General features: G+C 64.3%; 26 protein-coding genes. 16 read left to right on the top strand and 10 right to left on the bottom strand.

What is annotated here, in order from left to right; translation table 11 throughout:
- Positions 1 to 13: 13 nt before the first annotated feature.
- Together pcaD and ACWAT4_RS15535 are read left to right on the top strand one after the other, a co-directional pair.
- The gene (pcaD, locus tag ACWAT4_RS15540) at positions 14 to 796 is read left to right on the top strand and encodes a 3-oxoadipate enol-lactonase (RefSeq protein WP_212303056.1); all 783 of its coding nucleotides are present in this window, start codon (positions 14 to 16) and stop codon (positions 794 to 796) included.
- 130 nt (positions 797 to 926) lie between these two features.
- A complete protein-coding gene (locus tag ACWAT4_RS15535) occupies positions 927 to 1,319 on the top strand; it encodes a carboxymuconolactone decarboxylase family protein (protein WP_212303055.1) in 393 nt (130 codons plus the stop codon).
- Here the strand turns inward: ACWAT4_RS15535 and ACWAT4_RS15530 are convergent.
- Both ACWAT4_RS15530 and ACWAT4_RS15525 read right to left on the bottom strand, forming a co-directional pair.
- Positions 1,281 to 1,811 carry a hypothetical protein gene (locus ACWAT4_RS15530; protein ID WP_449730866.1) on the bottom strand — a complete coding sequence of 177 codons (531 nt, stop codon included), beginning with the start codon at positions 1,809 to 1,811 and terminating at the stop codon, positions 1,281 to 1,283. The two genes, ACWAT4_RS15535 and ACWAT4_RS15530, sit on opposite strands and share 39 nt — an antisense overlap.
- A 180-nt stretch (positions 1,812 to 1,991) precedes the next feature.
- On the bottom strand, positions 1,992 to 2,180 hold the full coding sequence (locus ACWAT4_RS15525; protein WP_212425249.1) for a hypothetical protein: 189 nt from the start codon (positions 2,178 to 2,180) through the stop codon (positions 1,992 to 1,994).
- Between the two features lie 286 nt (positions 2,181 to 2,466).
- On the opposite strand from ACWAT4_RS15525, the gene ACWAT4_RS15520 reads away from it, so the two are divergent.
- The 5 genes from ACWAT4_RS15520 (at position 2,467) to ACWAT4_RS15500 (ending at position 7,578) form a co-directional block, all read left to right on the top strand.
- Positions 2,467 to 3,384 carry an ABC transporter permease subunit gene (locus tag ACWAT4_RS15520; RefSeq protein WP_212303052.1) on the top strand — a complete coding sequence of 306 codons (918 nt, stop codon included), beginning with the start codon at positions 2,467 to 2,469 and terminating at the stop codon, positions 3,382 to 3,384.
- Between the two features lie 13 nt (positions 3,385 to 3,397).
- Entirely contained in the window at positions 3,398 to 4,723 is a 1,326-nt protein-coding gene (gene livM / locus ACWAT4_RS15515) for a high-affinity branched-chain amino acid ABC transporter permease LivM (protein WP_349629491.1), read from the top strand.
- Positions 4,720 to 5,553, top strand: coding sequence for an ABC transporter ATP-binding protein (locus ACWAT4_RS15510; RefSeq protein WP_212303051.1), 834 nt, complete (start codon positions 4,720 to 4,722; stop codon positions 5,551 to 5,553). The genes livM and ACWAT4_RS15510 overlap by 4 nt, the downstream gene beginning before the upstream one ends.
- Complete coding sequence (locus ACWAT4_RS15505) at positions 5,550 to 6,293, top strand: ABC transporter ATP-binding protein (RefSeq protein ID WP_212303050.1); 744 nt, start codon at positions 5,550 to 5,552, stop codon at positions 6,291 to 6,293. The genes ACWAT4_RS15510 and ACWAT4_RS15505 overlap by 4 nt, the downstream gene beginning before the upstream one ends.
- A 166-nt stretch (positions 6,294 to 6,459) precedes the next feature.
- Complete coding sequence (locus ACWAT4_RS15500; RefSeq protein ID WP_212303049.1) at positions 6,460 to 7,578, top strand: branched-chain amino acid ABC transporter substrate-binding protein; 1,119 nt, start codon at positions 6,460 to 6,462, stop codon at positions 7,576 to 7,578.
- A 72-nt stretch (positions 7,579 to 7,650) separates the two neighbouring features.
- On the opposite strand, the gene ACWAT4_RS15495 is transcribed toward ACWAT4_RS15500, so the two are convergent.
- Positions 7,651 to 8,037: a response regulator gene (locus ACWAT4_RS15495; protein ID WP_212303048.1), complete on the bottom strand. Its 387-nt coding sequence runs from the start codon at positions 8,035 to 8,037 to the stop codon at positions 7,651 to 7,653.
- A 240-nt stretch (positions 8,038 to 8,277) separates the two neighbouring features.
- Here ACWAT4_RS15495 and ACWAT4_RS15490 point away from each other — a divergent pair, with 240 nt between their 5' ends.
- Together ACWAT4_RS15490 and ACWAT4_RS15485 are read left to right on the top strand one after the other, a co-directional pair.
- Positions 8,278 to 11,082 (top strand): PAS domain S-box protein, encoded by a 2,805-nt coding sequence (locus ACWAT4_RS15490; protein ID WP_212303047.1) that lies wholly within the window; start codon positions 8,278 to 8,280, stop codon positions 11,080 to 11,082.
- A gap of 55 nt (positions 11,083 to 11,137) precedes the next feature.
- Positions 11,138 to 12,133, top strand: coding sequence for a P1 family peptidase (locus ACWAT4_RS15485; RefSeq protein WP_212303046.1), 996 nt, complete (start codon positions 11,138 to 11,140; stop codon positions 12,131 to 12,133).
- A 71-nt stretch (positions 12,134 to 12,204) separates the two neighbouring features.
- On the opposite strand, the gene ACWAT4_RS15480 is transcribed toward ACWAT4_RS15485, so the two are convergent.
- On the bottom strand, positions 12,205 to 13,020 hold the full coding sequence (locus tag ACWAT4_RS15480) for an EF-hand domain-containing protein (RefSeq protein ID WP_449730865.1): 816 nt from the start codon (positions 13,018 to 13,020) through the stop codon (positions 12,205 to 12,207).
- 254 nt (positions 13,021 to 13,274) lie between these two features.
- On the opposite strand from ACWAT4_RS15480, the gene rpe reads away from it, so the two are divergent.
- The 4 genes from rpe to ACWAT4_RS15460 all read left to right on the top strand — a co-directional run bounded on the left by rpe (position 13,275) and on the right by ACWAT4_RS15460 (position 14,671).
- Entirely contained in the window at positions 13,275 to 13,976 is a 702-nt protein-coding gene (gene rpe, locus ACWAT4_RS15475) for a ribulose-phosphate 3-epimerase (protein WP_449730864.1), read from the top strand.
- Between the two features lie 159 nt (positions 13,977 to 14,135).
- Entirely contained in the window at positions 14,136 to 14,270 is a 135-nt protein-coding gene (locus ACWAT4_RS15470; protein ID WP_449730863.1) for a hypothetical protein, read from the top strand.
- A gap of 4 nt (positions 14,271 to 14,274) precedes the next feature.
- Positions 14,275 to 14,454: a hypothetical protein gene (locus ACWAT4_RS15465; protein WP_212444383.1), complete on the top strand. Its 180-nt coding sequence runs from the start codon at positions 14,275 to 14,277 to the stop codon at positions 14,452 to 14,454.
- A gap of 25 nt (positions 14,455 to 14,479) precedes the next feature.
- On the top strand, positions 14,480 to 14,671 hold the full coding sequence (locus ACWAT4_RS15460; protein WP_212444384.1) for a hypothetical protein: 192 nt from the start codon (positions 14,480 to 14,482) through the stop codon (positions 14,669 to 14,671).
- Between the two features lie 120 nt (positions 14,672 to 14,791).
- Here ACWAT4_RS15460 and ACWAT4_RS15455 read toward each other — a convergent pair whose 3' ends face one another.
- The 5 genes from ACWAT4_RS15455 to ACWAT4_RS15435 all read right to left on the bottom strand — a co-directional run bounded on the left by ACWAT4_RS15455 (position 14,792) and on the right by ACWAT4_RS15435 (position 19,141).
- The gene (locus tag ACWAT4_RS15455; RefSeq protein WP_212444385.1) at positions 14,792 to 16,231 is read right to left on the bottom strand and encodes a serine/threonine protein kinase; all 1,440 of its coding nucleotides are present in this window, start codon (positions 16,229 to 16,231) and stop codon (positions 14,792 to 14,794) included.
- Positions 16,232 to 16,972 carry a metallophosphoesterase family protein gene (locus ACWAT4_RS15450; RefSeq protein WP_212303040.1) on the bottom strand — a complete coding sequence of 247 codons (741 nt, stop codon included), beginning with the start codon at positions 16,970 to 16,972 and terminating at the stop codon, positions 16,232 to 16,234. It abuts the gene before it with no gap.
- A 117-nt stretch (positions 16,973 to 17,089) separates the two neighbouring features.
- Positions 17,090 to 17,695 (bottom strand): hypothetical protein, encoded by a 606-nt coding sequence (locus ACWAT4_RS15445; RefSeq protein WP_212444386.1) that lies wholly within the window; start codon positions 17,693 to 17,695, stop codon positions 17,090 to 17,092.
- A complete protein-coding gene (locus tag ACWAT4_RS15440; RefSeq protein ID WP_212444387.1) occupies positions 17,688 to 18,374 on the bottom strand; it encodes a hypothetical protein in 687 nt (228 codons plus the stop codon). Before ACWAT4_RS15440 ends, ACWAT4_RS15445 begins: the two co-directional genes overlap by 8 nt.
- Positions 18,371 to 19,141, bottom strand: coding sequence for a MotA/TolQ/ExbB proton channel family protein (locus ACWAT4_RS15435; protein WP_212303037.1), 771 nt, complete (start codon positions 19,139 to 19,141; stop codon positions 18,371 to 18,373). Before ACWAT4_RS15435 ends, ACWAT4_RS15440 begins: the two co-directional genes overlap by 4 nt.
- Before the next feature lie 197 nt (positions 19,142 to 19,338).
- Here ACWAT4_RS15435 and ACWAT4_RS15430 point away from each other — a divergent pair, with 197 nt between their 5' ends.
- From ACWAT4_RS15430 to ACWAT4_RS15420, 3 genes are all read left to right on the top strand, one after another.
- Positions 19,339 to 20,709, top strand: a complete 1,371-nt coding sequence (locus ACWAT4_RS15430) for a sensor histidine kinase (protein ID WP_212303036.1) — start codon at positions 19,339 to 19,341, stop codon at positions 20,707 to 20,709.
- Between the two features lie 7 nt (positions 20,710 to 20,716).
- Positions 20,717 to 21,370 carry a response regulator gene (locus ACWAT4_RS15425; RefSeq protein WP_212303035.1) on the top strand — a complete coding sequence of 218 codons (654 nt, stop codon included), beginning with the start codon at positions 20,717 to 20,719 and terminating at the stop codon, positions 21,368 to 21,370.
- 109 nt (positions 21,371 to 21,479) lie between these two features.
- Complete coding sequence (locus tag ACWAT4_RS15420; RefSeq protein ID WP_212303034.1) at positions 21,480 to 21,785, top strand: hypothetical protein; 306 nt, start codon at positions 21,480 to 21,482, stop codon at positions 21,783 to 21,785.
- A gap of 30 nt (positions 21,786 to 21,815) precedes the next feature.
- Here ACWAT4_RS15420 and ACWAT4_RS15415 read toward each other — a convergent pair whose 3' ends face one another.
- Positions 21,816 to 22,403, bottom strand: coding sequence for a TetR family transcriptional regulator (locus ACWAT4_RS15415; RefSeq protein ID WP_212303033.1), 588 nt, complete (start codon positions 22,401 to 22,403; stop codon positions 21,816 to 21,818).
- Positions 22,404 to 22,781 lie beyond the last annotated feature (378 nt).

The following is a 22,781-nucleotide window of genomic DNA, read 5'->3' as shown; positions in this document are numbered from 1 at the left end:
ACGGAGACGCCGCATGCCCATGATCGATGCCGACGGTTGCCTGATCAACGTCTCCGTCGAGGGCCGCGACGGCGGGCCGACCCTGATGCTTTCCAACTCGCTCGGCTGCACCTTGCAGATGTGGGAGCCGCAGATGAAAGCGCTGACGCAGGTGTTCCGCGTCATCCGCTACGACCGCCGCGGCCACGGCAAGTCAACCGTCGCCCCCGCGCCCTATACGATGGAGCGCTTCGGCCGCGACGTGCTGGCGATCCTCGACGATCTCAACATTGAGAAAGTGCATTGGTGCGGCCTGTCGATGGGCGGCATGGTCGGACAATGGCTGGGCGCCAACGCACCCGAACGATTCGGCAAGCTCATCCTCGCCAACACGTCTTGCTACTATGCCGAGCCGACCAAATGGCTGGAGCGCATCGACGCGGTGAAAAAGGGCGGCATCGCTGCGGTCGCCGACGGCGTGATCGCCGGCTGGCTCACCCAGGATTTTCGCGAGCGCGAACCTGAGATCACGGCAAAAATGAAATCGATGCTGCTCGCCACGCCCGTCGAAGGCTATCTCGCCTGCTGCGAGGCGCTGTCGACGCTGGACCAGCGCGCGCTGCTGCCGAAGATCAAGAGCCCGACGCTGGTGATCGCCGGCCGTCACGACGTGGCAACGCCGATCTCGGCGGGCGAGCTGATCCGCTCCAACATTCCCGGCGCGAGCATGACCATCATCGACGCCGCCCATATTTCCAATGTCGAGCAGCCGCATGCGTTCACCGACGCGGTGGTGGGATTCCTGACCCAGCGGTAACCGCCCTTACCGTCATTCCGGGGCGATGCGAAGCATCGAACCTGGAAACTCGATCTGCATTTTACCCGCTTCGAGATTCCGGGTTCGCCTCTTCGAGGCGCCCCGGAACGACCTCCTGGAGGAAAAGACTATGGACGACCAACAACGCCGCGATGCCGGCATGAACGTGCGCCGCAAGGTGCTGGGCAATGCCTGGGTCGACAAATCGATCGCAAACCGCAACGCGTTCAACACCGACTTCCAGGACATGATCACGCGCTACGCCTGGGGCGAGATCTGGACGCGGCCGCATTTCGACGAGCGCACACGGCGCGTGCTGGTGATCGGCACCATGGTCGCGCTCGGGCAATGGGACGAATTCCGCCTGCACGTGCGCGCGGCGCTTGCCGAGGGTGGCTTCACCCCCGACGACATCAAGGAGATCTTGCTGCAGCAGGCGATCTATTGCGGCGTGCCGGCGGCGAACCACGCCGTCAAGGAAGCCTCAGCGATTGTGCAGGAGCTCGGCCTTATCAAAGGCTAGCGGCGCGGTATCCGCGACGTCGACAATCTTCGGCGCTGCCACGGGCCGCTCGATCACCAGCACGATCGCAGCACCGAGCAGCAGCAGAAGCTCGGTGGCATGCAGCCGAAGCGCGGCCATCTCGCCGACCTTCGAGGCCATCACCATGCTCGCGAACGAGATCAGGCTGCCGATCGCAAGCGCAATGCCGAGCGCCTCGTCGCTGGCTCCGCTTTTCCGGGTGCGCGGAATGGCGAGCAGCGCGAGATAGATTGCAAAGAACGCCACCACGGTCAGCCGTCCGAGTGCCAGCAGCCAGGCGGCGCGCACCGTGCTCATGCCGGATATCTGGAGCTGATCGCTGAGGAACAGCGCCACCGCAATGCTCGGCCGCTCATAGAGGCCGTGCACCGGCGCCACAAAGATGTTGAAGGCGACCAGCGTCCAGGCCGGAATGAAATAAGCTGCCAGCAGCGCGCCGTTCACCGAGCCGATCCGCCAATTCCTGAACATGCCGCTTCCCGCTTCGTCTGCTACCCGCCTTCGACGGAAGGCTTTGCCGGGAGCTAACTCGCATCAGACTGTGGCGGCAATTTAAACCCTTTGTTTACCTTAATTGCCCGGGCGGCCGATTCATCCAAAGAAAAAGCCCCGCCTTTCGGCGGGGCCCACGCGACGCTACTCCCTGGGTGTTCAATCCAATTTATTGTCCTGCTGACCGCCCTGCTGCTGCCTGGACTTGTCGCCCTGGCGCATCGGATCGTGCTGCTGCTGCTGTCCGGGTTTCTGGCCGCCACCCTGCTGCCCTGGCTGCTGGCTTGGGCGCTGCTGGCCGGGACTCTGACTCTGCTGGCCCGGATTCTGGTTCTGCTGCTTCGTCATTGGGGAAAGCTCCCTTGTTGGACGTCAGTTGGGGATAACCGCCCATGCCTGATTTGGTTGCTCTGCGGAACCCGGTTCCTCGCAGTTGCGGAACCGGAAGATGACACCCGCCACCAAAATGACTCTGTACAAGCCTTTTTGCCGAGACATGGCCAGTTGCAGCCGCCAGTTCCCTCCTGTTACAAAATGGGAAGAACGCTCAAGGGCTGCCGGGGCCCGAGAAGAAACGTAAGCACTCTCTCGAAGACCTCCCTTCAGTCGCGTCAGGTTTGGGTAACGGCAGCGCATGGATTATTTCGCCCAGCAGCTCATCAACGGCCTCGTGCTCGGCTCCATCTATGGCCTGATCGCGATCGGCTACACGATGGTCTACGGCATCGTCGGCATGATCAATTTCGCCCATGGCGATATCTTCATGATCGGCGGCTTCATCGCACTGATCACCTTCCTGATCCTGATCTCGCTCGGACTGACCGCGATCCCGGTGATTCTGCTCGTGGTGCTGCTGGTCTCGATGGCGATCACCGCACTTTATGGCTGGACCATCGAGCGCATCGCCTATCGGCCGCTGCGCCACTCCTTCCGTCTCGCTCCGATGCTGTCTGCGATCGGCATGTCCTTCGTGCTGACCAATTACTCGCAGGTGGCGCAAGGAGCGCGCGTCAAGCCGATCCCTCCCTTCATCACCGGCGGCTACACGCTGCATGAGAGCGCGGACGGCTTCGTGATCCAGCTCTCCAACATCCAGATCATGGTGGTCATCACCACCATCGTGCTGCTGGCGATCTTCACCTGGCTGGTCTCGCGCACACGGCTCGGGCGCGACATGCGCGCCTGCGAGCAGGACCAGACCATGGCGGCGCTGCTTGGCGTCAATGTCGACCGCACCATCTCCATGACCTTCGTGATTGGTGCTGCGCTCGCGGCTGTCGCCGGCCTGATGTATCTGCTCTATTACGGACTGGTCGATTTCTTCATGGGCTTCGTCGCCGGCATCAAGGCGTTCACGGCCGCCGTGCTCGGTGGCATCGGCTCGCTGCCGGGCGCGATGCTCGGAGGCCTCGCGATCGGCCTGATCGAGACGTTCTGGTCGGCCTATTTCTCGGTCGAGTACAAGGATGTCGCGGCGTTCTCGATTCTGATCGTCGTGCTGATCTTCATGCCGACCGGCCTACTCGGCCGTCCCGAAGTCGAAAAAGTCTGACGGACCGCCCCGCGTGACAGCCACACCACACGAGACCAAGAACGCAAGTCGCACCGCCGGCATCCCCTTCCTTCTGAAGACCGCCTTCATCAACGCAGCGATCGCGCTGGTGCTGTTCTCGCTGATGGTCGGCATCCGCACCGAGGCCGGCTCCGACGGCCAGCTCACCTACTGGGCGCGCTTCGGCGATCTCGCTTCGCTCGTCGCCGCGGTGTTCGGCGGCTCGATCGTGATCGAGTTGCTGCGGCAATGGATCGGTCCGACCGGCACCGAGAAGCTGGTGCCGGCTTCGGTGCAGAGCAGCATGTCGTTCGTCGGCCGCTACCTTGCACCGGCGCTCCTGATCTTCACGCTGCTGGTGCCTGTCATCTTCTATAACCAGCGCTACATCCTCGACCTCGCGATCCTCGTGCTCACCTATGTCATGCTGGGCTGGGGCCTCAACGTCGTGGTTGGCCTCGCCGGCTTGCTCGATCTCGGCTACGTCGCCTTCTACGCGGTCGGCGCCTATTCCTACGGGCTGCTCGCCACCAATTTCGGCTTGTCGTTCTGGGTCTGCCTGCCGCTCGCGGGCATCCTCGCCGCGTTCTGGGGCGTGCTGCTGGGCTTCCCCGTGCTGCGCCTGCGCGGCGACTATCTCGCCATCGTGACGCTGGCCTTCGGCGAGATCATCCGCCTCGTCATCATCAACTGGCAGGATTTGACCGGCGGACCGAACGGCGTCTCCGGCATTCCCCGCCCCTCCTTCTTCGGCATTCCGCTCGACAACAGCGATGACGGGTTAGCGGCAAAGCTCGGCATCGAATATTCGCCGACCCATCGCATCGTGTTCCTGTTCTATCTGATCCTGGCGCTGGCGCTGCTCACAAATTGGGTGACGATCCGCCTGCGCCGCCTGCCGATCGGCCGCGCCTGGGAGGCGCTGCGCGAAGACGAGGTCGCCTGCCGCGCGCTCGGCATCAACACCACGACCACCAAGCTCACGGCATTCGCGACCGGCGCCATGTTCGGCGGCTTTGCCGGTGCGTTCTTCGCCACGCGCCAGGGCTTCATCAGCCCGGAATCCTTCACCTTCCAGGAATCGGCGCTGGTGCTCGCCATCGTCGTGCTCGGCGGCATGGGCTCGCAGCTCGGGGTCGCGCTCGCAGCCCTTGCCATGATCGGCGGCTTCGAGCTGTTCCGCAGCCTGGAGACCTACCGCATGCTGGTGTTCGGCATGGCCATGGTGCTGATCATGATCTGGCGGCCGCGCGGCCTGATCGGCCATCGCGCGCCGACCGTCTATCTGACCAAGGCGCAAACCATCTCCTCCGACCTCGTCAAGGAGGGACACGGATGAGCGGTGAGCCAATTCTCAGCGTCGACCGGCTCACCATGCGTTTCGGCGGCATCGTCGCCGTGCAGGACCTGTCGTTCGCCGCCGAACGGAAGAAGATCACCGCGCTGATCGGACCGAACGGCGCCGGCAAGACCACCGTCTTCAACTGCATCACCGGTTTCTACAAGCCGAGCGGCGGCGCCATCCGCCTCACCCATGACGATGGGCGCCAAATCGCGCTGGAACGGCTCAACGATTTCCGCATCGCCAAGCAGGCCAAGGTCGCCCGCACCTTCCAGAACATCCGGCTGTTTCCCGGCATGACCGCGCTGGAGAACCTGATGGTGGCGCAACACAATGCGTTGATGCTCGCATCGGGTTTCACGTTTCTCGGCCTGATCGGCGTCCCCACCTATCGCAACGCCGAAAAGCAGGCGATCGCGCTTGCCACCGACTGGCTCAAGCGGATCAATCTGCTCGACCGCGCCGACGACGCCGCCGGCAATCTCGCCTATGGCGACCAGCGCCGGCTCGAGATCGCGCGCGCAATGTGCACCGAGCCCGCGCTTCTCTGCCTGGACGAGCCCGCCGCAGGCCTCAACGCGCGGGAAAGCGCTGCGCTCAGCGAGCTTCTGCTCTCGATCCGCGACGAGCTCGGGACCTCGATCCTGCTGATCGAGCACGACATGTCGGTGGTGATGGAGATTTCCGACCACATCGTGGTGATGGACCACGGCGTGAAGATCGCGCAAGGCACGCCGCAGGAAGTGCGCGACGACCCGAAAGTGATCGCGGCCTATCTCGGTACCGATGAGGAAGAGGCTGCGGCGGTGATGGAGAGCGGGTCGTGACGTCAGTCCCCACTCCCCTGCTCGCGATCCGGTCCTTGCGCGCCGCCTACGGCAAGATCGAGGCGCTGAAGGGCGTCGATGTCGAGATCAATGCCGGCGAAATCGTTGCCCTGATCGGCGCCAACGGCGCCGGCAAGTCGACGCTGATGATGACGATCTTCGGCAAGCCGCGCGCCCGCGCCGGCCAGATTCTGTACGAAGGCCGCGACATCACCGACGTTCCGACCCATGAGATCGCCCATCTGCGCATCGCGCAGTCGCCGGAAGGCCGCCGCATCTTCCCGCGCATGAGCGTGGCGGAAAACCTCCAGATGGGCGCGGACGCGACCGAGTGCACCGATGCCGAGCGCGAGGCCACACTGGAGCGCGTATTCACGCTGTTTCCGCGGCTGAAGGAGCGCTACGTCCAGCGCGGCGGCACGCTGTCCGGCGGCGAGCAGCAGATGCTCGCGATCGGGCGCGCCCTGATGAGCCGCCCGCGCCTGCTCCTGCTCGACGAACCCTCACTCGGGCTGGCGCCACTGATCGCCCGCCAGATCTTCGACGCGATCCGGACCCTGAACAGGCAGGACGGCCTGACCGTCCTGATCGTCGAGCAGAACGCCAACCATGCGCTCAAGCTCGCACATCGCGGCTACGTCATGGTCAATGGCCTGATCACGCTGGCCGGAACCGGCACGGAGTTGCTGCAGCGCCCAGAAATTCGTGCCGCCTATCTGGAAGGCGGCCGGCACGGCTGAGCCGCCCAGGGTGAAGTTCGCCTCGAGCGCGGCGGAATGCGCCGAAATATCTGCGCTTATGCCCGTATTTTGCCGGTGACTTCTCCCAGGATTCAATCAAGAATGGCGCCGGTTTGAACCGGGCCAACCCGGCAACTTCCACAGGCGATCACCCACGAGGTATCTCATGAAATCACTGAAGCTCATCGGTCTGGCATTCGGCGCGTCGATCGCGCTGTCGAGCGCGGCATTCGCGCAGGATGTCACCATCGCAGTCGCAGGCCCGATGACAGGCACGGAGTCCGCATTCGGCCGGCAGATGAAGAACGGCGCCGAGATGGCCGTCGCCGATATCAACGCCGCCGGCGGCGTCAACGGCAAAAAGCTTGCGCTCAACATCGAGGACGATGCCTGCGATCCGAAACAGGCGCGCTCGGTCGCCGAGAAGATCGCTGGAGCCAAGATCCCGTTTGTGGCCGGGCATTATTGCTCGTCGTCGTCGATCCCGGCGTCGGAAGCCTATGCCGACGGCAACGTGCTCGAGATCACGCCAGCCTCGACCAACCCGCTCTTCACCGAGCGCAAGCTCTGGAACGTGGCGCGCGTCTGCGGCCGTGACGATCAGCAGGGCCTGATCGCGGCGCAGTACATCGCCAAGAACTTCAAGGGCAAGAACATCGCGATCCTCAACGACAAGACCACCTACGGCAAGGGTCTTGCGGACGAGACCAAGAAGGCGCTCAACAAGGCCGGCATCACCGAGAAGATGTACGAGTCCTACAACAAGGGCGACAAGGACTTCAACGCGATCGTCTCGCGCCTGAAGCGCGACAACATCGATCTGGTTTATGTCGGCGGCTACCACCAGGAAAGCGGCTTGATCCTGCGTCAGATGCGCGACCAGGGCCTCAAGACGATCCTGATGGCGGGCGACGCGCTCGCCGACAAGGAATATGCCTCCATCACCGGCCCCGCCGGCGAAGGCACGCTGTTCACCTTCGGTCCCGATCCGCGCGAGAAGCCGACCGCGAAGAAGATCGTCGACGCCTTCAAGGCCAAGAACATCGACCCTGAAGGCTACACGCTCTATACCTACGCGGCGATGCAGGTCTGGTCGCAGGCGGCCAAGAAGGCCGGCACCACCGACGCCAAGAAGGTCATGGAAGCGATGAAGGCCGGCAAGTGGGACACCGTGATCGGCCCGATCGAGTATGACGCCAAGGGCGACATCAAGCAGCTCGACTACGTCGTCTACAAGTGGGATGCCAAGGGCGGCTACGCCCAGATCAAGGGTAACGGCACCTGAGACAGGATGCCTGACCTTTCCATGCCACCGTTAACGCCCCGGTTCGCCGGGGCGTTTTCTTTTGCAATACCGTCAGACGGCTGCGGACAGTTCGCCGCCAGCTGCTTCCTGCGCCTTCCTGAGCGCTTGCAGCAGGTCGTTTGGCCGAAACGGCTTTTGCAGGCAGACGACCCCGTCAAGACCGGGCGCCTCGCCGATGAAATCCAGCGCCGTCATGCCGGACACGGCCACGATCGGAAATCCGGGAACCCGCTCGCGAATAGCGGCCATGACCTCGATACCGCTGGTGTCGGCCAGGAAAATGTCGACAATTACCGCGTCGAATACATCCTCGCTGAAGGCCTTCAAGCCGGCCGCGGCGGTGTCCGCTTCGACAACGTCATAACGGTTGACCCGAAGCACGATCGAGACCATCGCGCGCACGTCCTTCTGGTCATCGACAATGAGGACACGAGGCATGGGAACAACTCCCGGATTCATATCATTAATTGGTTCAATTCGACGGCGATGGGGCGCCACGTCAGTATGAGTCCGTCCAGTAAAGCCAATCTTACCGATTCCCTATTCCGATTCCCTGTCCAGGTTAAGTAAGCTGTAACCCTCGGTTGAGTCGCCGGGGCATCCCCTCGGGACACGGGCCCGGAGCGGGCTACCATGCAAGCCAAGGCAGCCGGCCAAACGAAGTCACGTGGACTGCCCATGCCGACCCAGCGAGAGGTCAACGTGCACGCAAAGAACGACCGAAGCACATTCCTTTCCACCTTACCGGCTACGCAGAGTGACCGCACTGCAGCATTGGCGATTGTCGGTGTTTCGGCGGTCCTGTTCGCACTGGCTGTCCCCTTCGCAGGGACCCCGCTGATCCAGGTGCCGGCCTTCGTGGCCAGCTACCAATCAGCTCTCGCGGTCAACGACATCATCACCGCGGTTCTGCTGCTGTCGCAATTCTCTGTCCTGCGCAGCCGGGCGCTGCTGCTGCTGTCGACGGGCTATCTGTTCACCGCAGCTGCGGCGGTGACCCACTCCCTCACCTTCCCGGGCCTGTTCGCGCCGACTGGACTGCTGGGCGCCGGCTCTCAGACCACCGTCTGGCTCTACATGATCTGGCACGGCGGGTTTCCGCTGTTCGTGCTGTCCTATGGGTGGCTCAAGGACGGCTACGGCGGCAGCAAAATCGAAGGACCAACCGTGCGCGCGATCGTGCTGACCGTCCTCGGCGTCCTGGCGGCGATGGCCGTCATTGCCTGGATCGTCACCGCGCAGCACGATCTGCTGCCGGTCTTGCTGAGAGACGGTCGCTATACCACCACCATGATCGGCGTGGTGTCGTTCGTCTGGTCCTTGAGTTTCGCCGCGCTGATCACGCTGTGGTTCCGCAAGCCGCATACGGTGATCGACATCTGGCTGATGGTCACGATGTGCGCCTGGCTGTTCGACATCGCGCTGTCGGCAATCGTCAATGTCGCTCGCTACGATCTCGGCTTCTACGCCGGCCGTCTCTATGGACTTTGCGCCGCAAGCTTCGTGCTCGCCGTGCTCTTGATCGAGAACGTCCGCCTCCAGGCAAGCACGATGGGCCTCCTCGGCCAGCTGCGCGAGCAATCGGCGTCCGAGCGAGATTACTATAACAAGCGCCTCGCGCTCTACGGCGCCGTCGTCGAGTCCTCCAACGATGCCATCATCACGAAGTCTCTCGATGGTATCATCACGGGCTGGAACAAAGCGGCCGAGCGCCTGTTCGGCTATTCCGCCGCGGAGGCGATCGGCCAGCCGATCGAGATGATCGTGCCGGAGGATCGCAAGGCCGAGGTCAGAAGCATCCTCAACCGTGTCACCAGCAACGAATCGATTGCCCAGCACGAGACTGTCCGAACACGAAAAGACGGTCACCCGATCGACCTCGTGCTCAACATCTCACCGCTGAAGTCAGTCAACGGCGAGATCATCGGCGTCTCCAAGATTGCCCACGACATCACCGAGGAGAAGCAGTCGCGAGAAAAGCTGCGCCGGGAGATCGAGGAACGCGAGCGCATTTTCGAGACATCGCAGGACCTGATCCTGGTCACCGACGGCTACGGCAATTTCATCCAGGTCAGCCCGAGCGTAAAGGACATCCTCGGCTTCAGCCCGGCGGATATGATCGGGCACAGCGCAACCGAGTTCATCCATCCCGATGACCTCGATAAGACCCGAGGCGAGATGCGCGCAGCGCGGCGTGGCGCGGTCAAGCGCAGCTTCGAGGCACGCTATTATCACTACGACGGCCACGAGGTGACGCTGAACTGGATGGGCACCTGGTCGGAGCCCGTCAAGCGCCATTTCTTCATCGGGCGCGACCTCACTGACAAGCAGGCTGCAGAGGCCCAGCTCCGGCAGGTCCAGAAGATGGATTCCATCGGCCAGTTGACCGGTGGCGTCGCCCACGATTTCAACAACGTGCTCACCGTCATCACCGGCACGATCGGCATCCTGGCGGACGCGGTCGCCGACCGGCCCGAGCTTGCCGCCATCACCAAGCTGATCGACGACGCCGCCGAACGCGGCGCGCAGCTGACCAAGCATCTGCTCGCCTTCGCCCGCAAGCAGCCGCTTCAGCCGCGCGAGATCGACGTCAACGCGTTGACGCTCGAGGCCGCCAAGCTGCTGCACCCGACACTCGGCGAGCAGATCACCATCATGCCGCAGCTCACCGAGGATGCCTGGCCTGCGCTGGTCGATCCGGGCCAGCTCTCCACCGCGATCCTCAATCTCGCACTGAACGCGCGCGATGCCATGCCCGACGGCGGCACGCTGGTGCTGGAGACCCGCAACATCTTCCTCGACGACGGCTACGCCAGCATGAATCCCGACGTCGTCGCCGGCAACTACGTGATGATCGCGGTCAGCGACACCGGCTCGGGGATTCCGGCCGCGCTGCTCGAGCGGGTGTTCGACCCCTTCTTCACCACCAAGGAGGTCGGCAAGGGCACGGGCCTCGGCCTCAGCATGGTGTTCGGCTTCGTCAAGCAGTCCGGCGGCCACATCAAGATCTACAGCGAGGAAGGCCACGGCACGAGCGTGAAGATCTACCTGCCGCGGTCCACCGGCGTGCAGGAGACCGAGTACGAACAGCTCCAGAACGTGCCCATCACCGGCGGCGACGAGAAGATCCTGATCGTCGAGGACGACGCGCTGGTCCGGCAGTATGTCGTAACCCAGGTCAAGAGCCTCGGCTATGCCGCGCTCGAAGCAGCCAACGCGGCCGAAGCCCTCGTCATCATCGACGCCGACAACGACATCGACCTGCTCTTCACCGACATCATCATGCCGGGCAACATGAACGGCCGTCAGCTCGCCGACGAGGCGGCGCGGCGGCGACCGGATCTGAAGACCCTGTTCACCTCCGGCTACACGGAGAACGCCATCGTCCATCACGGCCGGCTCGATTCCGGCGTGCTGCTGCTGGCCAAGCCCTACCGCAAGTCGGAGCTCGCCAAGATGCTCAGGACGGCGCTGGCGAGTTGAGCGGGCCGCTCACGTGCGCTATCGCTGAAGCTATGCAGCGCACGGAGTGTGGCTCTTGAAAAACCTCCTCACCGATATCGCCGGCGTCCGCGTCGGCCACGCCCATGACGCAAAGCTCGCCTCGGGCGCGACCGCGATCGTGTTCGACCAGCCGGCGGTCGCGGCGATCGACATTCGCGGCGGCGGCCCCGGCACGCGCGAGGACGCACTGCTCGATCCCGCCAACACGGTCGAACGCGTTGACGCGATCGCGCTGTCCGGCGGCTCCGCCTTCGGGATCGAGGCCGGCGGCGGCATCCAGGCCTGGCTTGCCGAGCAAGGCCGCGGCTTCCGCGTCCGCGAGGCGCTGATCCCGATCGTGCCGGGCGCGATCCTGTTCGATCTGCTCAACGGCGGCGACAAGGCCTGGGGCCGCTTCGCGCCCTATCGCGATCTCGGCTACGCCGCGGCGGTCGCGGCCGGGACGGAGTTTGCGCTCGGCAGCGTCGGCGCGGGCTTCGGGGCCACCACCGCGACATTCAAGGGCGGGCTCGGCTCGGCGTCCGCGCTCACCAGCAACGGCATCAAGGTCGCGGCGATCATCGCCGTCAATGCGGTCGGCAGCGCCACCGTCGGCGACGGTCCGTGGTTCTGGGCAGCGCCGTTCGAGGTCAACGGCGAGTTCGGCGGCCGCGGATTGCCTGACACGTTCACCGACGACATGCTCAAGATGCGGATCAAGGGCGGTCCTGCCGCGACCGAGCGTGAGAACACCACGATCGGCGTCGTCGTCACCGATGCGGTGCTGACCAAGCCTCAGGCCAAGCGGCTGGCGATGATCGCGCACACCGGCTTCGCCCGCGCGATCTATCCGGTGCATGCGCCGACCGATGGTGACGTGCTGTTCGCCGCCGCGACAGGTGCGAAGCCGGTCGATCCAATCGTCGGCATGACCGAACTCGGCATGGTCGCCGCCAACGTGGTCGCCCGCGCCATCGCCCGCGGCGTCCACAGTGCAACCGCGCTGCCGTTCCCGGGTGCGCAGCCCGCGTGGAAAGATCAGTTTGGTTAGCTTGCCCCCTCACCCGGATTGCATCTTCGATGCAATCCGCCCCCACAAGCGGGGCGAGGCAAGAGGCCGGCTTACACGCTCATCGACATCGATGAAGCCGCGGATCCCGCTGCGGTCTGAGCCTGGCGCTGCATCATCTGGCCGAACCAGTCGTAGGGCGAGTTGCCGCCGCCGTTCGCGTTTGACGAGCTGGAGGCACCCGGCACCGTCGTCGTCATCTTGAAGCCGTCGGCATAGGTGACGGTGGTGGTGGTCGAGCCGTCGGCGGCGGTCGTCGTGGTCGAGGTCGACCCGCCGCTCGACGATGACGCGGAGGAGTCCGAGCCACTGCCGGACGCGTCGCCCGAGCCGCTCGCGCCGTGCGCGTGATGGTGCCCGCCGTGATGGCCGCTGCCTTTCAGCGCCTTCGACATCTCGTCGAGGCTGACGCTGCCGTCGGAATTGCTATCGAGCTTGGAGAACACGTCATCGGCCTGCGCCAGATTGGTGCCTCCGGCACCCAGCGCGTTCTCGAACTCGGACTGGGTGATCTTGCCGTCGCCGTCCGCATCGATCTGCGAGAACAGGTCCTTCAACGCGGCGTCACGGCTCGTCGACGTCGAGGACGCCGAGCTGGACGATGTGGAGCTGGTCGTGCTGCTGGTCGAGTCCGTCGACTGGCTTTGCGCCGCGAGCAGCGCGCTCATCGTCTCCGGTGCGATCTGCGCGCAATTGCCGGAATTGACCGACGAGGTCGCACCGCTGGTCGTGCTGCCGCTGCCGATCGCGAACGGATTGTTGGTCGCGTTTTGCGACGATCCCGTCTTCTGCGTCGAGGACGATTTCGAGCCCGTCAGCGACTGAATGGCATCAAGCGCACTCGATACGGCGCCAAGCGCGAACAACATTGCACAACTCCAACCCATGCGGCATGCCGCGGCCAATGTTCCGGCGCTTGAGGTGAGCAAGCGTCGTGCCAGCGCGAAAAGCTCAATGAAATCCAGCCCGACCGTGCTTTGCAGGGTTCGGGAACATCGGCAATTCATGCCGCTGACGGCAGATTTTTCCGCCCACAGGAAGCTCACGCTCCCTGCATTGCCCGGCTGAGAGGCCCATGTTAGGCGAGGCCATTCGGCCCTATGCCGCCACGGGAAACAGCGCCATGACACAAGCCTTCGCCCCCCGCCCCCTGGCCATCGCGCCCTCGATCCTGGCCTCCGATTTCTCGAAGCTCGGCGAAGAGGTTCGTGCGGTTGATACCGCCGGGGCCGACTGGATTCATCTCGACGTCATGGACGGGCACTTCGTCCCCAACATCTCCTACGGCCCTGACGTCATCAAGGCGATGCGCCCGCACACCAGGAAGGTGTTCGACGCGCACCTGATGATCTCGCCCTGCGACCCCTATCTCGAAGCCTTCGCCAAGGCCGGCTGCGACCACATCACCGTGCATGCCGAGGCCGGCCCCCATCTGCACCGCTCGCTGCAGGCGATCCGCGCGCTCGGCAAGAAGGCCGGCGTCTCCCTTAATCCAGGCACGCCGATCAGCGTGCTCGAATACGTGCTCGACCTGGTCGATCTCGTGCTGGTGATGTCGGTCAATCCGGGCTTCGGCGGCCAGGCTTTCATTCACTCAGCGATCGGCAAGATCCGCGACATTCGCGCGATGACGGCCGGACGGCCGATCGACATCGAGGTCGATGGTGGCGTCGGCCCCGATGTCGCGGGCGCGCTCGCAGCTGCCGGCGCCAACGCCTTCGTTGCCGGCACCTCCGTGTTCAAGGGCGGCACGCTGGAAGCCTACAAGAACAATATTGCAGCGATCCGCAACGCTGCCGCGGGCGCTCGCGGCGAAGCGATCTGAGCTGCGCAAGGCTCCCCAAGAGCCGAAAACCTGCGGCTTTTACGGAGGCCGCCGCGCGCAATGCTTAAAATTGCAACCACGATCCGTACTCATCCGGACTTCACTGATTCGCGCAAATCATCGCTACTGGCTCCTGCCTGCTTGTGACGGGAGCACATCATGACAACGACCCTGATTTGGACTGGCGTGGCGTTGTGGATCGGTTTCAGTGCGTTCGTTGTGTTTGGCCCATCGGCCGAACCGGAGAAAGTCCCGGCGCGTTCCAGCCGCGTCATCCGCCGCGACCGGACCTGACGCCATGCAGATCGCCCTGGTCAAACGTCTGCCGAAGCGCCGCTGCCGCATTCCGCGTCGCCCGCATCCGAGTCTCGATTATTTCTTCGGCCGCCTCGAGCGCACCGATGGGGCGCGCGACGACGATGCGGGCCCCGATCATTCAGACCTCGATCATTCGTTCGCGTTGCAACGCCGCCATTGAGACTCCCTTTTTCCGGATTGAAACCATGAAACCGCACTGCCCCAACTGCCTCAAGGAAATGGCCAAGGCAGCCGCGTCGCGTAACCTCTTCGCCTGCGAACCCTGCCGCGAGATCATCCAGTATTTCGGCGGCCATGCCGAGCACGGCGAACCCGATCCCCGGTTCAATTGGCCGATCCGCCGCAGGCGCGCGAGCTACACCGCTCACGCAGCTTGATCCGCCTCTCGATACCCGGCGCCAAGAGCCCCGTTCCGATAGAATCGCAACGGGGCTCTAGATCCTAGTCTTGACGCATTTTCTTGACGCGAACCGGTTTCCAATTCGCTCGAAAACGCTCTAGCCCGCCGCCTCGCCGGCATCCGATTCAACTGCATCCGCAGCCATTCGCGGCGGCCGCACCACGGTGACGGTACAGGCTGCCTCCGCAGCCACTTTGGCGGAGACGCTGCCAAGCAGCGTACGCCTGAACGAGTTCTGCCGCGCGCCGATGATGACATGGTCGACCTGGTTGACCTCGGCGAATTCCAGCAGCGCAGCGGCGGGATCGACGGCCTCCAGCACATGAACCGACAGCCGGCTCTCGTCCAGCTTCAAGGGCGTCGCCCAGTGCCGGAGCGCGACGAGGCGATCGATGTGCTTGTTGGAGCCTTGCTCGTCCAGCGTCCGGTCGATCGCGATGCGGTTGAGCTTCAGCACGTTGACACAGGCAAGCCGGGCAGACGGCAGCGTCGCCAGGATGCGCTCCGTCGTCACGCGCAGCGCCTCGTTCAGTTCGGCTGCGCCTTCCACCGTGTCGAGCGCGACCGCCAGGATCGGGCTCGAAGCGATTTGCTCGGCAACATCCGACTTGGCCCGCGAAGGCTTGACGTCCTGGTTGAAGCGGCGGCGCCATGCGACGCTGAGGGGATCGCGCTTCATCCGCTCCGAACGCGCAGTCAGCTTGACCTGGTTCGGGTGGGCCAGATCGAAGGCGAGTTGCGCCGCGGTCGGATAGCGCCAGACCGGCTCGATCTCTAGGCACCGCAGCACCACCTCCTGGAGCCAGGGCGGATAGTCGGCGCGCAGGCTTCGCGGCGGATACGGATCGCGCCACAACCTCCGCCGCATCGCGCGCAGCGTCTCGCCCTCACCGAAGGGACGCTCGCCCGTGGTGAAGAAATAGAGCAGGACACCGAGCGAGAAAAGATCGCTGCGCGGGTCGTCGCGCACACCCAGAAGGCGCTCGGGCGCCATATAGGGAGCGGTGCCATAAGGCAGGCGAAATTCCTCCTGCAGCAAATCAGGCAGATGATCGTGATGCGACAGGCCGTAATCGATCAGCACCGCCTCGCCGCTCTCGCGGAACATGACGCTGCTCGGCTTGATGTCATGATGGATCACGTTCTGCCGGTGCAGATCGGCGAGCGCGGCCGCGATCTTCGCAACCAGCAGCCGCGCCTCCTCGTAGGGCAGCGGCAGGTCGGGCAGCCGCTTGTAAAGCGTCGTGCCCGGAATGCGCTCGATCACGGCGTAGGCCTGGTGCGCGAAATCGCCGGTACCGTAGCAGTGCGGCACGTGCGGACCGGCGAGCCGCGGCAGGATCATCATCTCCATCTCGAACGAGACGATCGCCGCAGGATCCTCGCCTTCCGAGGCCCGCGGGACCTTCATCAGCAGCGGCACCTCGATGCCGGGATGGGTGACGGTCCACAGCGTCGCCATGCCGCCGGCATGGACGCATTCGCCGATCGTGTAGCCGTCGATCACGGCGCCGAATTTGACCAGGGATTTGGGCATCTAGCGTCCCTGCGACAATCGGTCGGCCAGCCAGGGCGGCAGGCCGTTCTCGCGGATCTTGTTCGCCGCGCTCGCGATGTCATAGGGCACGCGGCAATAGGTGATCTGGCACGAGATCGTATCGAACAGCACGAAGGATGCAGACGGATCGCCATCGCGGGGCTGGCCGACCGAGCCGAGCACGGCAAGCCACTGCCGCCCGCGCAGGAGCTGCACCGGGACGTCGGTCTTGGGCACGAAGCTCGTCATCTTTGCCGTGACGGACATCGAATAGAGCGCGGGCCGGTGGATGTGGCCGCAGAAGGTGACGTGGGACGGCGTCGCGATCAGGCTCTTGGCGGCATCCGCGGTCGAGCGCACATAGTGCCAGCGCTTGGGACTCGATGCCTCCGCGTGCACGAACAGACGATCGCTGTCCTCCACCAGCATCGGCAGCTCGGCCAGGAACCGCCGCTGTGCCGCGTCGAGCCGTCCGCGGGTCCATTCGATCGCGATCTGGGCCTCGTTATTCATGCTCTCGGTCGTCGTGTTGACGGCTTCGTCATGGTTGCCGCGCACGGCCACGGCGCCATGGGCGACCAGATCCATGGCGGTCTCCACGACCCATTCCGGGTCGGCGCCATAGCCGACGAAATCGCCGAGCAGGATGAACCGCTCCGCGCCCTTGGCGCGGGCCACTTTCAGGCACGCCTCGAACGCCTGCCGGTTGCCGTGGATATCCGAGAAGACAGCGAGAAGCACGCACCCTCCACCCTCAAATTCTTATTGGAAGCCGATAAAGCCAATTTGAGGGAGGTCAACAAGATGCGCCAGCGCGGCGCGGTTTACCAGCGCCGTGCTCCCGCAATGGTGAAGAGCCTATTGCTCGTCTTTCGGGGGCATCCGGGGCGGCGGCAGCGGGGTGAACACAGCGCCTTGCGCGCCGGCCGGCGGAGCGATGAATTCGCCGGTCGAGGAATCGCCGCCGCTGGTCTCCATGATGGTCTTGGGCGTCACATATTCGCGGACCATGTCGATCAGGCTGCCGTCGCCGCCGCCGAAATCCGCGGCGCGGCCGCCTTGCGGGTGTCCCAGCGCGATCTCGTTCTCCGCCGCATGGGTCTTGTCGGCCAGGGTGTCGTTGTAGGGCACGCGGAAAGCGCGCGGAATGCCGCTCGGACGATGATCCTCGTCGAGTTCCTCGACCCAGAGATAGATCGAGCCGGGATCGCCCTCGAGGGAATGCGGCTCGACGATCCGCGCCTTGAGCAGCTTGAAGGTGGTCGGCAGCCTGTCCATGCTGGCCCAGCCCAGAAGCCCGCGCATCTCGCTGAAGCTGACGACGTAGAACGCGCTGGTCACGACCACCGCGATCGCCTTCAGCGACCAGTGCAGCCGCGCATAGACCAGCACGACCAGCAGCAGCGCGCCGATCACGGCATAGGCGACCGACAGCGTGAGGATGACCGTTTGCAGACTAGTCACGGCGCACCCTCGTTGCGTTCTTGCTCACGCCGGTCCTCGGGTCGAGATCGGCCCCATTGCGCCAGCTGCTGCGAAAAGTCTCCAGCAGCGATTTTGGCCGTTGGCTCACGTCGATGACCTTGCCCTCGGCATCGAGCCGGAACCGCACGGCAGTTTTCTCGTCACCGGTGTGATCGAGCGTGAACTTGTTGTCGAACACCACCTGCGCGGTCGGGTTCAGCTTCTGCACCTTCACATTGGCCGTGACGGGCTCGCCGGTCGTGGCGACAAAATGCGAGACGTTGACGGTGTATTCGCCGGCGACGATGCCACGCACCGTCACGATCTCCTCGCGAATGGGCGAAGCGATCTTCTTGCCGGCGACCATGATGAAGTCGTTGGCCCCGCCCCTGTCGTCGCGATCGAGCGTGAGGAAGCCGGCCTCGCGATGGCGATACCAGGCGATGTTGCCGGCGGGATCCTGCACGAACAGGTCGAGATCATCGGGGTGATTGTCCGGCCAGTCCAGCGTAATCATGAACTCGGCCTTGGAGTCGACCTTTCCGTCCTTGGCATCCGGCGAGATCGCGAGCAGCGCCAGGAAGAACAGGAAGGCGACCACCTGGAGCGCCTTGAACAGCATCACGCCCAGCGGATCGAACGGCTCCTCGCGCGGATAGAGACCGAAATCATCCATCATGACGGCGTTCCAGCGCCTTTGCGCTCCAGAACCGGCGTCACATAGGTCTCGGTCAGGACCACGGCATCCGAGAACACGCGCTGGGTCGCGGAATCCAGCATGTAATACTGGATGCGGACCAGGATGGAGCCCACGAGACCGGCCAGCGTCGTGTACATGGCAACCGCCATGCCGTCGCTCATCAGCCCCATCGAGGAGCGCATCGCGACCTTGTCGGCGGCATCCAGCCCCGCGATCGGCGCCAGCATGATGATGAAGCCGATGATGGTGCCGAGCAGCCCGAGCTTCATCAGCGTATCGGAAACGAAGGCACCGAACCCGTTGGAGCCGCGCAGGCGGTCGGCGAGCGTCCGCAGCAGCAGCGTCTGGTCGACGGGGCGGTAACCCTGCGCCGCGGCCTTCGTCACAAGGCTCTCGATATGATCGCGCACCAGCCCACGCGGCAGCGCAGGCGCGCTTGCATCCAGCACCTTGCTGCCGTCGGGCGCCGCCAGCACCGCGCGGCAGCGCCGCGCCGCCGCCCCTTCACGGGCAATCGCTCGTGTCCGCAGGAAGCAATGGCCGCAGGTGACGAGATAGAGCACCGCGATGACGCTCGAAATGTAGGTCCGATCCGAAGTCAGCATCAAATGGATCAGGCCGAACCGCCATAACAACACGATGGCGAAGATCGACAGCCCGGTGAAGATCATCCAGAACAGGAGCGCGCTGCGCTCGGATGGGTCGGTCGCGCTGCTCGCGATCGGTCCAATCGTCATCGAACTCATGCTGCGCTGCTCCTGACCTGCAGGGATTGGCCTGCAACGATTCCACGCGATTAGATCAAAGCCGCCGCGCCAGGTCCAAAGACCCATGCCCAATCCGGCTTGGGAAATTTGCCCGAGCTGCCATCCGGCCCAACCCCGCAATTGGCAAGGCGCGGCGGCGTTGTTAGGCTGAGCTTACCAAACTTTGGGGTGATCGCATGCGCCTCGTGCTTCAGCTTGTCGCCCGTCTGCTGCTCATCGTTGCGCTCTGCCTGGCAGCAGCGACCATATGGGCCACGTTCGACGCCTATCGTAGCGTCGACCGGGCGACGGCGGCGTCCGCGCAGCGGGTCGCGCAGGCGCTCCAGGGCCTGTACTGGCATGAGCTCTTGCTGCGCAGCAACAGAACGCGCGAGCAGCTTTTGCCGGTTCCGGAGTGGCGGACTCTGGAGACGATGAAGCTGATCTCCCCCGGCGTCTGCGTCGAGTTCCAACCGGCTGCCGCATTCGAGAAGCCGCTGTGCGGCCAAAGCCAGGGGATCGGAAGGACGCCGCCGCGCTGGTTCGCGTCGATCGTGCCGACCTTCCTCGGCAGCCACGCCGAGGTGGTGCGGCCCGTCAGTCCCCGCGCCGCCGCCGCCGGAACGGTGGTCGCGACGCCGGATCAAGCAGCCTCAATCTCGCTCGCCTGGGAGTACATTCTCAATGTAATCGACGTTGCGCTGCTCATGGCGGCGGCAATCGCACTGCTGGCCTCACTTGCGATCGCGCACGCGCTGGCGCCGGCGCGCGCCATCGTGCTTGCCCTGCAGCGCATGGCGCGCGGCCAGTATCGCACCAAGCTGCCGCGCTTCCGCTCCATGGAGCTGGCGATGATCGGCAATGCCGTCGGCGAGCTCGGCGGCCGGCTGGAAGAGGCCACCGAACAGCGCGCGGCGCTGACGCGGCGGCTGATCGAGATTCGCGACGACGAACGGCGCGCGCTCGCCCGCGAGCTGCACGACGAGTTCGGCCAAAATCTCTCCGCCATCCTCGCCTTCGCCAACACGATCGAGACGGCGAGCGCGAAGCAGAGCAAGGACAACGGCATCGCGCAGGATGCACGCATGATCTCGCAGGCCACCCATCATCTGATGGCCTCGCTGCGCGATGCGCTGAAGCGGCTGCGCAATCCCCTGCCCGAGGAGCTCGGGCTCGAAGCCAGCCTCGTCAACCTCGTCGACAGCTGGCGCTCGCAGAGCGCAACCCAGCCGATGATCCAGCTCGACCTCAGGGGCGACCTCACCGATGTGCGGGGACCTGCTGCCACCACCGCCTATCGCGTCGCCCAGGAATGCCTGACCAACGCACTCCGCCACGGTTCCGCGCGCGAGATCTCCTTGCGGATCGAGCGGCGCGCCGGTGACAACGATGCGCTCCTGATCCGTGTCGAGGACGACGGCGGTGGCGATGCGGAACGTGTCGCGCAATCGGCCGGCTTCGGCCTTACCGGCATCCGCGAGCGCGTCACGGCGGCCGGCGGGTCATTGTCGATCCTGCCCGCGCGCGGCGGCCTCAGCGTCGCCGCCACCATTCCGCTCGCCGCGTGAGGCCGGGATGACCGACGTCGCAGCAACAGGAATCTCCGTGCTGCTGGTGGACGACCACCCGATCGTCCGTCAGGGCTACCGTCGCGTGCTGGAAAGCCAGGGCGATCTGCATGTCGTGGCCGAGGCCGACAATGCCGCGGATGCCTACGGCGCCTTCAAGACGCACGATCCCGACGTCGTCGTGATGGACATCTCCATGCCCGGCGCCAGCGGGCTCGAGGCGATCCGCAACATCCGCGCACGCAGTCCGCGGGCGCGCGTCCTCGTTTTCACGATGCATAACGAGGCCGTGCTGGTGAAAGCCGCCTTCAGCGCCGGCGCCTCCGGCTTCGTCACCAAGAGCAGCGCGCCCTCCGCCGTCGTCAATGCCATCCGCGGCGTCGCGCGCGGCGAGCGCGCCATGAGCGACGACATCGCGCATATCTTGGCCGAGGACAGCCTGTCGCCGACCGGCTCGGCACTGGATCAATTGGGCGAGCGTGAGATCGAGATTTTGCGGCAGTTCGCCGGCGGCGCCACCACCGAGCAGATCGCGACGCATCTCAATCTCAGTATGAAAACGGTGCAGAACTATCACTACCTCATCAAGACCAAGACCGGCGCGCGCACGGACGCGCAACTGGTGCGGCTGGCCGCGGCTTGCGGGCTGACGCGGATTTAGCAGCAGAACTGCCGGATTACCTCGAATGACATGAAATTTCTCAATCTGCCGAGCGAAATGGAACGTAGACTATTCCATTGCGGTTATCGGCAGAGTGGAGGAGTAGGTCATGAGTAAGAGTCATCACAAGGCCGACGCCCATCCCGCGATCATCACGGTCGGCGATCTCATCGACGAGCTCTGCCGCCTGCCGGACACCGCCGTCGTCCACTTCCGCTGCCCGATGCTCGATCAGGAGCTGACATTCCATCGCCTTCGCAGGCGGTCGAAGGACGACGTCGAAATTGCGGTCAATGCATATCCGGATAGTCCGCCGGTCGTGCCCTCGTCTGCTCCCGCCTTCCACGCGCGGCGACGCTCAGGGTCTGCGCCGCCGGCTCACAATGGTAGCCTTCTTCACAAGACAAGTGATTGATCAGCGCGCTTTGAACAGCTGAGGGTTTGCCTATCCGGCCTTCAACCCGCGCAGCAACAGAGCGAGCGTCGCATCGACGCGCGCCGGCAGCTCGGCATCTTTCCATTCGTCGGCATGGGCCGGATGATGGAAACGGCAGGTCGCATCGAACAGCGCGCGTGCCGTCGTCTTGACGTCGGCCACAGCGAATACATCCTGCTTCACGCCGTCAAGCAGGATCGCCGCAATCTGGTCGATCATGGTGTCTTTGTGACACTTGACCGCCGCGCACGCTTCGCGCGCCAGCGTCAAATAGGTCTCGAACATCTCGGGGTCGTCGAGCACGCGCGAACGCTTCGCGGCGAACAGCGTGCGCAGCCATCGGTCGAGCCTGTCGGGCGCAGGGCCCTCCTCCTTGGCAATCGCCAGGAGTGGCGCGTCGATGCGGTCGAGCCAGCGTTTGGCGACGGCCTCGCGCAGCGAGGCCTTGCTCGGGAAATGGCGATAGACGCTGCCGTGGCTCACATCGAGCGCACGCGCAACGTCAACCACCGTGGCCTTGGCAAGTCCGTAGCGCCGCAAGACGTCCTCGGTGACTTCGAGGATCCGCTCCGGCGTCAAGACAACGGCTTCGTTCATGCCAGCACCATGTTCCCGTTCAGGGTCCAGTTACCCGGCGATGGATGCTTACCGAAGCGCCCATGCCGGTCGGTTCGGAAAGCTCTCGCCTAGAGCATGGTCCGGAAAAGTGTGTAGCGGTTTTCCGACCAGACCATGCTCAATTCTTAATGAGGCAGCTTTGCAGCCTGCGCCGCGATCTGGCGCGCAACCAGTAAATTGAGCCAATGCCCAATCGTCCCGGTGAAGTTGATGATTTCGGTCGTCATTCTCTTAAGTCTCCATTCGTCCGCGGTCCCCACCCCCAAACTACGCCCCTCGATCCGCAGACATTTCGGACCTTGGGTCCCCGGGAAGGATGACCACGGGACGCCCAATCGGAGCGTCCGGAAACGGATA

This window comes from Bradyrhizobium sp. T-1 (genome assembly GCF_053592855.1).
Note: the sequence above shows the minus strand (reverse complement) of the source record. Positions and strands in the feature narration are given on the sequence as shown.